Here is a 15,936-nt window from a genome sequence, read left to right on the forward strand (position 1 = left end):
CTTTTTGGGGCTATTTATATTCTTAACGATTATTTTTTCTTCTGGTTGTTTTATCAAAAAGAAAGGTAAAAAAACTTCTTTGATGAAGAATATAACAGCTCATTACAATATTTATTTCAATGCATCAGAACTTCTTCATGAATCAGAGCTTAATATAAGGAATCTACACAAAGATGATTTTAACCAAGTATTAGATATTTACCCTTTGCCTACCGAAGCAGCTTCATCAGCAGAAGCAGAGAATTTAAACGAAGTTGTAACCAAAGCTAACAGAATTGCACTTGAGAAATTTGAGAGCAGATGGGTAGATGATGCTTTTTTGCTACTAGCAAAATCTGAATACTTAAAAGGTAACTACTATAATGCCATAGAATATTTTGGTTATGTGGGAAGCAATTTCCCTGAGGAGAAGAAGAACACCATTGAAGGGCTTTTATGGCAAGGAAAATCTTATTTCGCTATTGAGAACTACGAATTAGCAGATTCTATTCTAAAAAATGCTTATCATAAAAATCTTAAACATCATAGGGCAAAACTTAACGCTGCTTTAGCGCAAAGCCACCTTTATCATGAAGATATAGACTCTGCAATTTTTCATCTTAAAAAAGCTGTTAATTTTACTAAAAACAGGTATGAAAAAACTAGATGGACTTTTATTCTAGCGCAACTACAAGAAAAAAATAATCAGCTTAAAGATGCTTATGCTAATTACGCTAAAGTTGTAAAAAGTAATGCTGCCTTTGAAATGTCTTTCAATGCTAATCTAGCTCGTATAAAGCTAGAAGAAAATGCTAGCGGTAAAGATTTCAATAAAATTGCAACCCTTAAAAGACTATTAAAAGAAGATAAAAACCGCGAGTTTAAAGACCAAATCTATTATCAAATTGCAAATACCTTTTTACAACAAGGCGATTTAGGTCAAGCCCAAGAATATTATCAAATATCTGCACATACTATCCCAGGCTCTCAAAAACAAAGAGGTTTATCTTATTTAAAACTTGCTGAAATCAATTTTGATTCTTTAAAAAATTATACTCAGGCACAACTTTATTATGATAGTACTTTGCAAAGTTTGCCAAGAGAGTATCCGGGCTATCAAAACATTGTGATAAAAGCTAATAATCTACAGTATTTAGCCCAACGCCTAACCTTAATAGAAAAAGAACAAGAATTATTGATGCTTTCTACCTTAACCCAAGAAGCTAGAGAAGCCTACATCAATGAAAAAATGAAAACTAAGGTAGAAAAGGAGGCTGTTAAAAAGGAAGAAAGCAACAATCAGACCTTTGTAAGCATCCCTCAAGCTTCAGCTAGTAATAAAAATGCAGGAGCTTTTTACTTTAATAACCCTCTTGCCATGAGCCAAGGAATGAGTGATTTTAAAAAGAGATGGGGAAACAGAAAATTACAAGATAATTGGAGAATAAGTGGTAGCTCTTCTGCAAATAATAATGTAGCCAGTTTAGCTAATAATTTAGGTGGAATAAATAATAATTTAGCTACTCAGGCAGAAAGTATAGACTCTTTAAAGGCTGATTTCTTAAATACTATACCATTAACAAACGAGAAAAGAGCTACATCTTTAAATAAGATTAAAACAGCCCGTTATGAAATTGCACTTTTTTATAAAGATGTATTAGATGATAAAATTGCATCTATTGAAGCTTTGGAACTGCTTGTCAAAGATTATAACCCTCAGGATGAAAAACTAGCCGAAATTTATTATCAGCTTTATAGAATTTATGAGAAAATAAATATTCAACAATCAAATAAGTATAAAGCTTTATTGGTTGAAAATTTCCCTCAATCTATCTATGCTAGGGCCATCATCAATCCTAATTTTAATAAAAACGACCAAGCTGCCGTAGATGCATTAAGGTTAAAGTATGAAGAAATTTATGCTTTGTACCAACAAAAAAAATATACTGAAACGGTTAATAAAATTGATGCTTTAACAGCTACAGTAAATAATTATCCTAACCTAGCACCTAAGTTTCATTATTTAAAAACCATGGCTTTAGGATATGCTGAAAAACCTCAATCATTTGTAGATCAATTACAAAAAATCATTAAAGATTACCCTTCAGATTCTACCATCATACCTACTATTAAAGCACAACTAGCTTATATCAATGAAAATAAAACTAATTTTTATAGTCGTCCTACCGCTTTATTAGCATATCACCCTAGTGATAAAAAAGAAAATACGAGTACAAATCAGGTGCAATTGTATATTCCTAAAGCAGAAGAAGATGAGAAGGTAGCTACAGTTCTAGTAAAACCAGAAGCTAAAGCAGAAACCACTAAAAACATCCCTGTAAAAGAGGAAAAACCTATCGTAAAAGAAGAAAAAACAGTTGCTAAAGTAGAGCCTAAACCCATAGTATCCTCAGAAAAAACAGCTAATAAAGAAGAAATTAAGACTACTAAACCAATTTCAGAAAACACAGCAATCAAAGAAGAGGTTACGGCCACTAAAGCAGTGCCTGAAAAACCAGCAGTTATAGCATTTACTAATAATAGTAGAGTAAAACATGTAATCATCATCAATATAAAAAATGCAAAAATTAATGTAGCTAAGCCTTTTGCTGAGCTTACCAAGTATTTTTATTCTAAATTTGACCCATCAATTGTTAATCTTACCATCAGAACAATTGGTACAACAGATAAGTTAATAGCCATTAGGGCGCAACTTAACAATAAAGATTTGGCAGAAAAAGCTTTATCAGACTTAGAAAAAGAACTACCAGGTATTTTAAATCTGCCAGCTAATGATTACAGGAAGTTTGTAATTTCTGAATCTAACTTACTGTTGATAAAAGATACAGAAAGTTTGAACCAGTATTTAAATTATATAAAATAACATGCAAAGAAAAGAGAGTCTTTCTTTAGAAGATATTAAAAGGTATAATCGTATTTTTTGGAAATGCGTTGGAGGCTTCGTATTATTTATTATTTTGATTATCAGCGCTACTGGATTAGGGCTATTTGGTGAACTTCCATCCTTTAGAGATCTAGAGAATCCTAAAAGTAATTTAGCTTCTTCTATTCTTTCTGAAGACAAGGTAGAATTAGGAAATTATTATGTACAAAACCGCTCTAATATCAGGTTTAAAGATATTTCTCCGAATGTGATTAATGCTTTGGTAGCCACAGAAGATGTAAGATTTTTAGACCATTCTGGTATAGATTTTAAAAGAACATTCACCATTATTTTTTATAATCTTATTGGTAAAAAACAAGGTGCAAGTACTATAACGCAACAATTGGCTTTAAACCTTTTCTCTGATAAAGCCAGAGAAAAATCAGTTATCAAAAGAATACCTCAAAAACTTAAAGAACTTATTGTTGCAGTAAAACTAGAAAGGAACTATACCAAAGAAGAAATCATCACTATGTATCTAAATACAGTAGATTTTGGTAATAATTCCTTCGGTATAAAAGCTGCTGCTCGTACTTATTTTAATACAACTCCGGCAAAGCTTAACCCGGCACAGGCAGCAACTTTAGTGGGTATTTTAAAAGGAACAACTTTATACTCGCCTACCAGAAACCCAGAAAGAGCTTTGGGAAGACGTAATCTTATCATGCAAAAAATGGTAGATGAAGGTTTTCTTGACCAACCTAAAGCCGATGAGTTAAAAGCTCAAGATTTAAACTTAGACCTAAACAGAACCAGTCATAGTGAAGGTTTAGCTACTTATTTCAGAGCTGTTTTAAAGAAAGACATCCAAGATACTTTTGAAGAAATGTCTATCCGAAAAGCTGATGGAAGCAGCTATGATTTAGATAGAGATGGTTTACGCATTTATACAACCATTAATTCTAAAATGCAACGTTACGCAGAAGAGGCTCAGAAAGAGTATATGAAAACGTTGCAACAACAGTTTAATGCACATTGGAAAGGCAGAGATCCTTTTAAAGGAAATGAAAATTTAATCATTCAAGGGATGAAGCGTTCTGATAGGTATAAAGTGCTTAAAGAAGAAGGCTTATCTGAAGAAGAGATACAAGAGAATTTCAATACGCCAACATCAATGGAGATTTTTAGTTGGAGAGGGAATATTGATACCATGATGAGACCGATAGATTCTATCAAATATTATAAAATGATATTGAGAAACTCTATGATGGCTATGGACCCAAAAAGTGGCGAAATTAAAGCTTGGGTTGGTGGAATAAGTTTTGAGCATTTTAAATACGACCAAGTAAAAATGGGAACACGCCAAGTAGGCTCAACGGCAAAACCTTTTACTTATGCAGTAGGAATAGATAATGGATTATCTCCATGTTATCAAGTAAATAATGTACCTTTTACTGTAACCGGATATGGTGAGCCTTGGACCCCTAGAGGCCATGGTTCTTTACCAGGATACTTAACGCTGAGAAAAGCTTTAGCTAACTCTCAAAACTTTATTACAGCTTGGGTGATGCAACAAGTTGGACCAACAGCAGTTTCTACTTTAGCTAAAAGAATGGGTATTACAACAGATGTACCGCCTTACCCATCTATTGCTTTAGGATCTTTTGAAGCTTCTGTTTATGATATGACCGGGGCCTACAGTGCTTTTGTAAATCATGGTGTATGGACAGAACCAACTTATTTATTAAGAATTGAAGATAAAAATGGCAATATTTTATATGAGCGTAAACCTAAAGTTGTACAAGCTTTAAATGAGCAAACAGCTTACGTAATGACTTATATGCTTAAAGGTGTAGTAGAAGAAGGTACAGGTGTTAGACTAAGATACCGTTACGGATTGAGTAACCCAATAGGAGGAAAAACCGGAACTACCAACGATAACTCTGATGGTTGGTTTATGGCTATAACACCACAATTGGTTGCTGGAGTTTGGACAGGTTGTGAAGATAGAGCCATACATTTTAGAAGCACCAATTTAGGTGAAGGAGCCAATACAGCACTACCTATATTCGCCTTATTTATCAAGAAGGTATATGCTGATTCTTCTTTAGGTATTAGAAAAGGAGATTTTGAAGCCCCAGCTGGAGGTTCTTCCATAACTTTAGATTGTAATCAATATCAAGGTTCTGATACAGGTACAAAAGGGAATAAAGAAGATTTAGACCAACGCTTAGGGTTTTAATTTTATTGATGATGTTATTTGATTATAAAGCAGCACTAAAAAACATACCTCATAAACCTGGTGTATACCAGTACTATGATGAAGATAATGAGCTGATTTATATAGGAAAAGCTAAAGACTTAAAAAATAGGGTTAGCTCTTATTTTAATAAAGACAATTATAAAGTTAATGCCAAAACAAGGGTACTGGTTAGCAAAATCAGAAATATTACCTTCACCATTGTAGATTCTGAAGTTGATGCTTGGTTACTAGAAAATAGCCTCATTAAAAAGCATCAACCCCGTTATAATGTAATGCTCAAGGATGACAAAACCTATCCTTGGATTGTGATTAAAAACGAGAAATTTCCTCGTATACAATGGACTCGTCGCATCGTAAAAGATGGCTCTAAATACTTAGGCCCTTATCCATCAGTGGGGATGATGCACTCTATCCTTGGCTTAATTAAAGAAACTTATCAATTGCGTACTTGTAGCTTACCACTAACACAGCCTAATATTGCAGCAGGTAAGTTTAGAGTTTGTTTAGAATATCAGATTGGGAATTGTAAAGGCCCTTGCGAAGGTTTACAAAACGAAGCAGACTACAATCAATCTATTGATGAAATCAAAGATATCTTAAATGGCAAAATTAGCGGTGTATTACGCAATTTAAAAGAGCAAATACTAGATGCTTCATCTCAACTTAATTTTGAGTTGGCACATCGCTTACAAAAGAAATACGAGCTTTTAGAAAAGTATCAGAGCAAATCTACGGTAGTAAACTCTTCTATTACAGAAGTAGATGTCTTTAGCATCGCATCAGAAGAAAAAATTGCTTTTGTAAATTATCTCAAAGTGATGCATGGAACCATTATCCAAACGCAAACTATTGAGATGAAAAAGAAACTTGACGAGACTGATGAAGAGCTCTTAAGTTTAGCGATATCAGAATTTAGAAGCAGATATCAAAGTAAATCTAAAGAGATTGTGGTGCCTTTTGAGATAGATATTGATGATGATAAACTAACTTTTACAGTACCTAAACAAGGTGAGAAAAAGAAATTGTTAGACTTATCTATGAAAAATGTTTTATTCTTTAAAAAGGATAAAATAGAACAATATGAAAAGCTAAATCCAGATTTAAGAACAGAACGTTTGCTTACTCAAATGCAAAAAGACTTGAGGTTAAAAGAGCTACCTAAACATATAGAATGTTTTGATAACTCTAACTTTCAGGGTAAATATCCGGTTTCTGCTATTGTAGTTTTTAAAGATGCTAAACCTTCTAAAAAAGATTATAGGCACTTTAATGTTAAAACTGTTGAGGGACCCAATGATTTTGCTACCATGGAAGAAGCAGTTTTTAGACGCTACAAAAGATTACTAGAGGAAGGAGAAAGCTTACCACAATTAGTAATTATTGATGGAGGGAAAGGGCAATTATCTTCTGCAGTAAAAAGTTTAAAAGCCTTAGGCATTATGGATAAACTAGCTGTGATTGGTATTGCCAAAAGGCTAGAAGAGCTTTATTATCCAGGAGATCAATATCCTTTATATCTGGATAAAAAATCAGAAACATTAAGAATTATACAGCATTTAAGAGATGAAGCCCACAGGTTTGGAATAACTTTCCACCGGAAAAAAAGAGACCAAGGCACCTTACAAACAGAGCTTGAATTGATTGATGGTATTGGTAAAACATCTGCTGAAAAGCTATTGAAAAGGTTTAAATCTGTTAAAAAAATAAAAGAAGCACAAGAACAAGAATTGCTTGAGGTTGTGAACTTAAAACAAGCAAAAGCCATTCTAGAATTTTTCTCTAAAAACTAAAAAGGCCTGATTTTAAAATCAAGCCTTTTTATATTTCGTTGTTTAGGATTAATACTCCCACAAATCTTGCTCGTACTGTGTTAAAGAGCGTTTTATTCTTTCAGCCTCTAATAACTTATCAATACCAGTAGCTAAATCTTTACGGTCTTTAATTCTAATATCTTCTGGGGTAGATTCTTTAGTAATAACACTACTAAAAAACCTTAATTGGAAGATATCATCAAAACTATATTTGATTTTATCGTTTGGATGAGCAACGATGTATTTACATAATCTCTCTCTTACGGATGGATAATTAATCCATACCACAGGTTGCATATTATTAAGTAATTCACCTAAATTACTTACACCACCTGCTCCAGGGCCACCTGCTCCTGGTGCCGCCGGTCCGGCATTTAAATTAACTGTATTTGGAACAATAACTGCTATACCTATGATGAAAGGCTTGAATTCTGATCTATTTTTATCAAAATACCAATCCTCCATAATCCTTAATCCAAACTTGATATTCTTTTCATAATCACTAAATTCTTCATCACTAATAATACCTAGGGTATTTAAAGTTCCGTCTATAGAAGCACTATCAACATCAAGTTCAAATTTATCATTATTATATCCAGAGATTCTTTGAGAACGAACCTCATCTAATATAATTCTAACGATATTTTTCTTAGGATCTGCAGCAGAAAGAAATTTATTAGAATTTTCTACGAAGAAAACATCTCTCCATACTCTTTTACTATAAGTAACATCATCTGCCTTAACTTTTGGCATATCTGGTGCACACTTAATACTATCCCTAGATATATTCTTATCGTATTTTACAGAATCTGTAAAATCATGAATAGATCTAATAATACTTTTCTTTTTCTTTTGAGCTACTGCCGGAGTAGTTGTTTGCGACGCACCATTAGTTTGCCCTTTAGCAAAAGAGATGCAGGTCATCGTAACTATCAAAGAAAATATTATCTTTTTCATACCAAAATTATTTACGGTAGTATTATCTACCAACTTGTATACTCACTGGCGTTTCTAAAGCAACAGTTTTACCTGTTTCGCCTACTGCTGAAATGTTTAGGAAATAAACCACATCACCAGGATTTAAACCACTAATAACTTGTCTTATCTGCCCAGAGAAGTTATCATCACTAGATTGCAAAATAATAGCATCTTGTCTCGGCTTTTGAACGTAAAGCGTAAACTTGCTTATTCTATATTTGAAGTCGAAATCAAAATTTCTTAATTCTGCTTCTAATTTACCAGTACTTCTAGCGGCAGAAGCACTGATAGTACCAGATGCCTTACCCGCAAACGTTGCAATTGGAGGTGGTACTTCTTTAATTCTGAAATTGGTAGTTCCTAGAACCTGAGTTTTACCTGGAGCTACTTCGGCAGAGACTGTTATAGTAGCTTGTGAACCACCACTTACTCTAGCCACATATTTACCATTAGCACCAGAAAGGCTACCACCAGTCATGCTAACTTTTAATTTTTCTTTTGCTATACCAGGAGCCGAAACTGAAACCGGGTTATCCGGACCAATATAAAACACGTTCATTTTATCTGGAGAAACAACAGCTGATGGTCTTGCTACTCTGTAGGTTTGTTCTGGAGTTTCATAAATCTTCTCAGTACCATCAGTTTGCTTTACTCTTATGGTACCTTTCCATTTAAACTCTCCTTCGCTATTGGTATTCACAGTATAAACACCTCTACCATCTTTGGTTGTTAATCTAGAACCGTTTACAACGATATCGGGGTTTTGCTTAGAATCATATGCTGTTAAGAAAACTTCTGCGGTATAAGGTTGCCCTTGTATAACATAAGACGTAGGTGCCACCGCAACTGCTGCAAAAGCATCTAAATTCACCAAAGCTTCATCCATTTTAGATAAAAGCTTTCTTACGATAACATTTTCAGCATTTTTTGCGTCAGCTTCAATTTTAGAAAGTATGGTTACAGATGCTGTAACTGGTGTACCTTCACCAAAATTAGATTGTACCCAATCTGCTTTAGTACCCGATGTCGTTCTTTTCTCTGGGTCTTTAGCTTCTAAAGAAAAAGATACTGATGCTCTGTCACGAGGGTCAAGAAGACTTAATAACTTATCTCTCGTCTCGTTAACTTTTGTTTGTAGTAAATATCCCTTTCCTTTATCTTTCTTGCCTTCTGCCCACATAATCCTTGGAGAAACATCTAAATCATCTCTATTTTTTATTTCACCAGTTTCTGGAACAATGCCACCGCCAGCTTCTACTAATTCTTTTCTAACGGCATCTATATAAGTGTTTAGTTCGGCAGCAACTGCTTGTACTTGCTTTATTTTATCTAGGATAGGTTTTGCTCTTTCAGGGTTTTCCTTAAGCTTTGTTTGTTCAAAAGCAGAAACAGATTGTGTTAAACTTGCGTTAACGTTGGCTGTTGATGTTTTTAAACTATTATTTATTGTAGAAAAAGCATTCAAAATGGTATCAGATACGTTAATGGCTAGCATAGCCATTAATACAAGGTACATGATACCAATCATCTTCTGCCTCGGGGTTTCTTTACCGCCTGCCATGCTGTTTTTATTTTAAGTGATCAGATGAATAAATTGTATATGTACTTAATTATGCTCTAGGCTGATTCATTGCCGATAACATATTACCGTAAACTGCATTTAAGCTAGATAAATTTTTAGATAATTTACCTACCTCCTCTTTAAACTGCTTAGAATCTTCTAAAGATTCGTTGAAGTTTTGCATAGTTGCAGCAAGGTTTTGATAAAACTTATTCATTGATTTTAAATGAGCGCTAGAATCTTGCAATTCTAATTCATACACTGCATTTAAAGCAGAAATATTCTTTCCTAAATTATTTATTTGGTTGTGATATTCTTTAGAAGGCTGTACAGATTGAGCGATTTCGCTAACGCCTGCTGCTGCTTGATCAAAAGCAACACTTAAATTACCAGCTTTTGCAGAAGCTTCTTTAAGTTTACCAGCAAACTCATTGGTGGTAACAGTTGCATCAGCTGCATTTGAAATAGCCGATACTTTATTACTAAAGTTTTCTAATCCTTCTTTTATTTTAGCTGTTACATCATCGCCTATTTTCAAATCTGGCAAGAAACTTCCACCACCAGCAGCACCACCTTTAATTTCAAGCTCATTTAATTTAACTGGCTTGTTCATATCTGGCAAATCACCTACATAGTCTTCTGATAACTGAGGATAAACTTTCTCCCATTTTGGGTCTTTATGAGGAGGTACAAATCCCATGATAAAGAAAAGTAAAGCTTCAGTACCTAAACCTATACCTATAATGATTGCGCCACCTGGTAAGTGCAAAATTTTAAACATCGCACCAATAATTACAACGGTAGCACCCCATGATATGATTGCATCAAGCGTGATTTTGAATTTCTTCTTTTGAGCCATTTTGAATACGTTTATTAATTTCTAGTTTAGTTGTGTATAATTTAGTAAGGTTTATTTCTATTAGGTTTATCTGTTATATCTCTACCAGTAAACGGTGTTACGCATCTAAAACCTATAGATGAGCGCACTGAATCTGGATACTCATATGCCCTTGCTGAGTTTTGTAAGAAATAACCAATATCTTTCCAAGATCCTCCTTTAACAACTCTTCTTTTGTTGTAGTCTGGATCTCCTTCTTTTACTGCTCTATCAAAAGAAGGGTTTAAAGTATTTACATAAGCTGTAGCAACATCATTATAAATAGAACTTGTCCATTCTGCTACGTTACCTGCCATATTGTACAAGCCATAATCATTAGGGAAGTAAGACTTAACGGCTACTGTTGTTGCGCCTCCGTCATCTATATAATTACCTCTACCTGGCTTAAAGTTTGCTAATAAACAACCTTTTGCATTTCTGATATAAGGACCACCCCAAGGATAACTTGTTCCAACTCTTCCACCTCTTGCAGCGTACTCAAACTGCGCCTCTGTAGGTAAATCGTAATCTAATCTTGCAGGAAGATTTCTTGATGCTTTATAAGCTTCATTAAATCTTGAGCGCCAAACAGAGAATGCCTTCGCTTGTTTCCAACTAACACCTACAACAGGATAGTTTAAGAAAGCTGGATGAGAGAAATATCCTTTAACCATTGGATCATTCTGCGCATAAGAGAAATCAGAAATCCAAACCAAAGTATCTGGATAAATATAAACTTCTTCTTTGATGATGAAATTATCTCTGGTTACAGAAATACCATTCTTATTTAAATTAGGATCTCTAGCTCCACGATTATCGGCTGCTTTTCTATAATCTATCCAAGCATAGCTGTATCTTAATTGCTCTACGTTAAGCTCTCTTTTATTAAAGAACTTCTCGTTCCCTTGATAATACATGTTCTTTTCTAAGTCTTCAACTAGGGTTTTATCAGACCAAAGTCCTTTTTTACCAGTTCCAACTTTTTTCCAGTCTATTAACTTAACCGTATTATTGGCATTTTTACCTTTAGGTTTAAGCATATATTTTTCTGCTTTTGTACCTAATTTTGAGATAGCAATAGAGTCTCTTACCCAATTTACAAACTGTTTATACTCGCTGTTAGAGATTTCAGTTTCATCCATGTAAAAAGCAGAAATAGTTACTTGCTTGTTTTGAGGAAATTGAGAAATAGTGACATCTTGATCTACCTGTCCCATGATAAAAGTACCGGCAGGTATGTAAACCATACCTAGTGGAAGCTCTTGTTTATAAGGTTTACCTTTAATACCAACAAGCTCTCCTTGCCCACCGCTACCGCATCCTGTAAAAGCCATATATAATACTATCAAGGCTGATAAGTATATTTTCTTCATGTGCGTTTTTTCTATTTTCTTCTTTTAAATGCTTTAAAAAATGTTTCTAATATACAGAAATTAGAGATTTGAAAATAAAAAATTATTTTAAAACATTTTATTGTCAAATAACTAAATCTTAAAAAACAAATTTAATTGTTAGTTCAATGCTAAATATAACCTATTTAAGGTACATCCTAAAATACTAATATAAACGTATTACGAGGTGTTTTTAATAAAGTTTCAAAAAAAAACCGCAACTCTTAACTGTTGCGGTATATATTTTAAATAATTTATTCTTATTTAATTGATTTGATGTACTGTTCAATAGCCATAGTCATAGAAGGTGCTTCTGGCGTAGGTGCTGCTATATCTAATATTAAGCCTGCATCTAAAATTGCTTTTTGAGTAGTAGCACCAAAAGCAGCTATACGAGTATTATTTTGCTTAAAATCTGGGAAATTTGTAAATAAAGACTGTACGCTAGAAGGACTAAAGAACACCAATACATCATAAAAAACTTCTGCCAAGTCTGACAAATCTGAAACTACTGTTTTAAATAAAACAGCAGGTGTAAAGTCTATCCCTTGAGATCTTAAAAAAACTTCTGTTGCTTCGGCAGCTACATCAGAACATGGGTATAAAAACTTTTCTCCACTGTGTTTTTTAAGAACATCTGCTAAATCTTTAGGTGTTTGTTTTCCGAAAAATATTTTACGCTTTCTGTATTGGATATATTTTTGGAGATAAAGTGCAATAGATTCTGATATACAGAAATATTTTAAATCTGCTGGCACTTCATATCTCATTTCTTCACAAACTCTAAAGAAATGATCGGCAGCATTTTTACTGGTTAGGATAATTGCCGTAAAATCAGGAAGATTTACTTTATCCTTTCTAACCTCTTTTGCTGGAACGCCTTCAACATGTATAAAAGACCTAAAGTCAATCTTTAAGTTTAAAGATGCTGCCAAATCAAAATAAGGTGATTTCTTACTTTCGGGTTCTGGTAAAGTAACCAATATGCTTTTTACTTTCTTCTTTCTATCTTCCGATTGAGATTGCATAAACCTTTTGTTATATATTGAGTGCCTTAATTATTATTAAAACGGGACAAATTTCAAAGGTGCAAAGATAGAGAAATAAATAAAACTTTGAAAGCTTGTAATTTGATAAGATTTGTACTGCAACTCTAGCAAATTGAAGTACTAAAATTACCCCTACCAAACTAGCTGCGGTAGCTAAAATCCAATTACTTTCTTTAAATACAGTTAAAATTAAAGTGATGGTTAAGGGAATAAATAAAACCGCTACATTAAAAAAAGTAATATATATTACGTTTACATACTCTCTAACTAACTTCCCTAATTGAAATATAAAACCTACAAACCTAAGTAGTAATATTTTTAAACCCAGAAAAAGCCCTAAATAGAAAGCTATACTGATATATAAAGGAAAACCTGTTAAAGAGAAACCTCTTCCATATCGCGTTAAAAATAAGTAAACAAATAATCCTATGATGAGTGAATACAGGATATAAGAGAATAAAAAGAACCAAGAAGTAAAAATATTATCCTCTTTATTGATTTGTGTGAGCACTCTATTATCATAAAAAGCATAAAAAATAGTAGATGTTTCTTTATTAAAGAGTATGCGTAGCAAAGCAAATAAGAGCAATAAAAATAGCATGGCAAAAAGCACCCAAGAATCTAATTTCTGGATAGCTTTACCAAGTCCGTAAGTAGCGTTTTTGGTCTGTAAAGATTTTTCGTGTATATATTTTGCTAAGTCTTTAATGATATACTTTTTTAGCATTTGTTGCACAAAAAGATTCTCACGATTAGGATCTGGCTTTAAATAATACCAAGTGATAGAATCTCTAGTTTGTTTGATTTTAGCTTTTGTTAAGGAGTCTTGTAGTCGATAAGCTTGATAAACGCTTAGTTTTAAACTATCGGCTTTTTTAGGTATACTATCCTGAGCCAAATTAGCTTTAGCTAGTAAGCCTATACATAAAAACAAAAAAAGCAATAAGCTATACCTCAACATTAAAAATAACTAACTATACCAAAGTGTATTTTACCTCGCTGCAAATCTAAGGGAATATTTTGTTGTTTTCCTAGAGCATAGTTTAAAGATACAATGCCTGCTTTAGTTTGGAAAGTAAAGCCAGCACCAAAACTAAATGGGTAATCTGCTAGTTTTTGGTTATTGATATTAGATTGGAGATAAGCATGCTCATAAAAAATATTCAAAAAAGAGCGCTGCTCTAAAAAATATCGATATTCTAAAGTTTGGATACTATAGAGATTTGCTAATAAAGATTGCTCATCAAAACCTCTAAAAGTTTTGATACCACCTATTCTAAAAACCTCATTTTCTAGCAAATTAGTGCCGCTTAATAAAGCAGTTTGGTTGTGTAAATAAATATTTGAACGCTTACTTAAACTTAAGAAATAATTAATATCTGCCAATAGTTTAAATTGACTACGCCCATTATTTACTGATGAATCTGCTTGTAAATTTCTTTTACCTGCGCCAAAATTAAAATATAATTTATAGCCCTTAGTAGGAATTATTTTATTATTCAGCGTTTGTAAATTGCTTTCTAAACCGTAAAAAATGGTTCGCACATTTCCGGCTGTATTATTAGTCTGATTAAGACTTGTAGCTACTCGATTTCCGGTAAAACTCTCAATAAAGAATCCTAAGCTTTTATCTGCGCTATATTGATAAGCAAAACCCAAACGAGCATTAAGATTTAGAAAGCTACTATCTCTTTTAAAGAAAGATAAATTACTAAAAACACCAATTTGCGTATTTAAGACATAAGGATAACTGAGGCTTAAATTTAACTCTTGCGACTGTGCAGGTAAACCCCGATAATTAAAATCTAATAACTCGCCACGTTTGAAAGCGTTTTGTAATTTCAGTTTAAAATCTCCGGTTAACTGTAGTTTACCTGTTGTGTTGTTTGGTAAAAAGCCAACCACTCCATCAAATTGGTTAGCATTTTCCTTATCCATGAAAATGTTAATTTTAGCATTTTCTCCAGAAAAAATTACCTCTGTAGCTTTAACCTGTTTAGCAAAAGGTAAATCTTTTAAACGCCTATCTATATCAGAAATTTTAGCTTCATCATAAGCATCACCTTCTTTAAAGCCCAAATAAGCATGTAAATATTTAGGATTAATTTTAGCAGAACCTACTAATCTTAATGTATCTATACTGATTTTTAGGCCTGGTAAACTAAAAAGCTTAGCGCTTATTTTTTCTTTTTGGATGATGATACTATCTAACCAAACTTGAGCAAAAGGGTAACCATGGCCTTCGTACCAATTTAATAAATCGTTCTTTACGGTATTTATTTGCTTGATATCCCAAAGCTCATCTGTATAAAACCTTTCTCGGAATCTGATATCTGATAGAATTTGTGCTTGTATATTCCCATTACTGATACTAGCTGACTGATAAGGATGCCCGCTTTCTATTTCGGCCGTTAAGATTTTATTATTCCATTGATAATCTTTAACACCAGCATTAAAATAACCTTTAAACTGTAGTTGATTAACTATCGTATTAACTGCAGCTAGGGTACTTAAAGAATCAGAAAAGGAGGTATTGTAGCGTATTTGTTGTCCTTTTGGAAGCCCCGATAATTTAAGTTGATAGGTTTTATCCTGTGCCTGTATTTGGACAGAAATAAGTAGTAAAAACCATAATTTTCTCAACATCAAATCTTCTAGGGCTTATGAATACAGTAAAAATAAGATTTTAAGCTAAAAAAATGGAAGTTGCAAAAGTTATTATGAGCAGTCAATGGTTAAAATACAGTATAACCCAAAACGGTATTCTTCAAATTAATGGTAAAGTGATTTCTATTCAATATAAAACATATAAAATGATGGCAGGAATTAAAAAACAGTGTAAAGCCAGAACAGTATTAACCAAATAAATTTAAGTTTTTACAGTATAAGACAAAGCGGTTTGTTACACCTCCTTCGGACCATCTTCGAGACTTGTTCGGGAAATGGCCCTATTTTTCCGAAGGTGTTACGAAGAAGACTAGGAGAAGCCTCGAAGGAAGTATGGAGAAAACGTGGATAAAAGGTGGGGTATAGGTGGGCTATACGTGGACTTTACTAAGAAATTTTAAGATTTTGGAATTGGAGTTAATACTAATGTAGTAAAATTCTAAAACATTAAAGATTTTAAAACAAAATAAGGTAGG

The 15,936-nt window shown here is 33.1% G+C and carries 11 protein-coding genes; 4 read left to right on the plus strand and 7 right to left on the minus strand.

Features of this window, described 5'->3' with window-relative positions:
- The first annotated feature begins 4 nt into the window (after positions 1–4).
- From porW to uvrC, 3 genes are read left to right on the plus strand one after another with little or no spacing between them, the layout of a single operon-like run.
- A complete protein-coding gene (gene porW, locus GJJ64_RS07835; protein WP_449421287.1) occupies positions 5–2,863 on the plus strand; it encodes a type IX secretion system periplasmic lipoprotein PorW/SprE in 2,859 nt (952 codons plus the stop codon).
- Between the two features lies 1 nt (position 2,864).
- Positions 2,865–5,105: a transglycosylase domain-containing protein gene (locus tag GJJ64_RS07840; protein WP_154287229.1), complete on the plus strand. Its 2,241-nt coding sequence runs from the start codon at positions 2,865–2,867 to the stop codon at positions 5,103–5,105.
- 8 nt (positions 5,106–5,113) lie between these two features.
- The gene (gene uvrC / locus GJJ64_RS07845) at positions 5,114–6,916 is read left to right on the plus strand and encodes an excinuclease ABC subunit UvrC (protein WP_154287231.1); all 1,803 of its coding nucleotides are present in this window, start codon (positions 5,114–5,116) and stop codon (positions 6,914–6,916) included.
- Positions 6,917–6,964: 48 nt separating this feature from the next.
- Here the strand turns inward: uvrC and porN are convergent, their stop codons facing one another.
- The 7 genes from porN to GJJ64_RS07880 form a co-directional block, all read right to left on the minus strand.
- Positions 6,965–7,894, minus strand: a complete 930-nt coding sequence (gene porN, locus GJJ64_RS07850) for a type IX secretion system ring subunit PorN/GldN (RefSeq protein WP_154287233.1) — start codon at positions 7,892–7,894, stop codon at positions 6,965–6,967.
- A 22-nt stretch (positions 7,895–7,916) separates the two neighbouring features.
- Complete coding sequence (gene porM / locus GJJ64_RS07855; protein ID WP_154287234.1) at positions 7,917–9,476, minus strand: type IX secretion system motor protein PorM/GldM; 1,560 nt, start codon at positions 9,474–9,476, stop codon at positions 7,917–7,919.
- Between the two features lie 49 nt (positions 9,477–9,525).
- Positions 9,526–10,335 carry a type IX secretion system motor protein PorL/GldL gene (porL, locus tag GJJ64_RS07860; protein ID WP_154287236.1) on the minus strand — a complete coding sequence of 270 codons (810 nt, stop codon included), beginning with the start codon at positions 10,333–10,335 and terminating at the stop codon, positions 9,526–9,528.
- A 41-nt stretch (positions 10,336–10,376) separates the two neighbouring features.
- Positions 10,377–11,726: a T9SS ring complex lipoprotein PorK/GldK gene (gene porK, locus GJJ64_RS07865; protein ID WP_154287238.1), complete on the minus strand. Its 1,350-nt coding sequence runs from the start codon at positions 11,724–11,726 to the stop codon at positions 10,377–10,379.
- Positions 11,727–12,004: 278 nt separating this feature from the next.
- Entirely contained in the window at positions 12,005–12,772 is a 768-nt protein-coding gene (locus GJJ64_RS07870; protein WP_154287240.1) for a uroporphyrinogen-III synthase, read from the minus strand.
- Between the two features lie 10 nt (positions 12,773–12,782).
- Positions 12,783–13,754: a DUF4271 domain-containing protein gene (locus tag GJJ64_RS07875; RefSeq protein WP_154287243.1), complete on the minus strand. Its 972-nt coding sequence runs from the start codon at positions 13,752–13,754 to the stop codon at positions 12,783–12,785.
- On the minus strand, positions 13,754–15,439 hold the full coding sequence (locus GJJ64_RS07880; RefSeq protein WP_154287244.1) for a ShlB/FhaC/HecB family hemolysin secretion/activation protein: 1,686 nt from the start codon (positions 15,437–15,439) through the stop codon (positions 13,754–13,756). Before GJJ64_RS07880 ends, GJJ64_RS07875 begins: the two co-directional genes overlap by 1 nt.
- A 53-nt stretch (positions 15,440–15,492) precedes the next feature.
- Between GJJ64_RS07880 and GJJ64_RS07885 the strand changes: the two genes are divergently transcribed.
- Positions 15,493–15,660 carry a hypothetical protein gene (locus GJJ64_RS07885; RefSeq protein WP_154287246.1) on the plus strand — a complete coding sequence of 56 codons (168 nt, stop codon included), beginning with the start codon at positions 15,493–15,495 and terminating at the stop codon, positions 15,658–15,660.
- Positions 15,661–15,936: the final 276 nt, after the last annotated feature.

The organism is Pedobacter puniceum, from assembly GCF_009674685.1.
Taxonomy (GTDB): Bacteria; Bacteroidota; Bacteroidia; order Sphingobacteriales; family Sphingobacteriaceae; genus Pseudopedobacter; species Pseudopedobacter puniceum.

Coding starts and splice junctions, on each gene's coding strand:
- GJJ64_RS07840 (WP_154287229.1), top strand. CDS start 2,865: ATGCAAAGAAAAGAGAGTCTTTCTTTAGAAGATATTAAAAGGTATAAT.
- uvrC (WP_154287231.1), top strand. CDS start 5,114: ATGATGTTATTTGATTATAAAGCAGCACTAAAAAACATACCTCATAAA.
- porN (WP_154287233.1), bottom strand. CDS start 7,894: ATGAAAAAGATAATATTTTCTTTGATAGTTACGATGACCTGCATCTCT.
- porM (WP_154287234.1), bottom strand. CDS start 9,476: ATGGCAGGCGGTAAAGAAACCCCGAGGCAGAAGATGATTGGTATCATG.
- porL (WP_154287236.1), bottom strand. CDS start 10,335: ATGGCTCAAAAGAAGAAATTCAAAATCACGCTTGATGCAATCATATCA.
- porK (WP_154287238.1), bottom strand. CDS start 11,726: ATGAAGAAAATATACTTATCAGCCTTGATAGTATTATATATGGCTTTT.
- GJJ64_RS07870 (WP_154287240.1), bottom strand. CDS start 12,772: ATGCAATCTCAATCGGAAGATAGAAAGAAGAAAGTAAAAAGCATATTG.
- GJJ64_RS07875 (WP_154287243.1), bottom strand. CDS start 13,754: ATGTTGAGGTATAGCTTATTGCTTTTTTTGTTTTTATGTATAGGCTTA.
- GJJ64_RS07880 (WP_154287244.1), bottom strand. CDS start 15,439: ATGTTGAGAAAATTATGGTTTTTACTACTTATTTCTGTCCAAATACAG.
- GJJ64_RS07885 (WP_154287246.1), top strand. CDS start 15,493: ATGGAAGTTGCAAAAGTTATTATGAGCAGTCAATGGTTAAAATACAGT.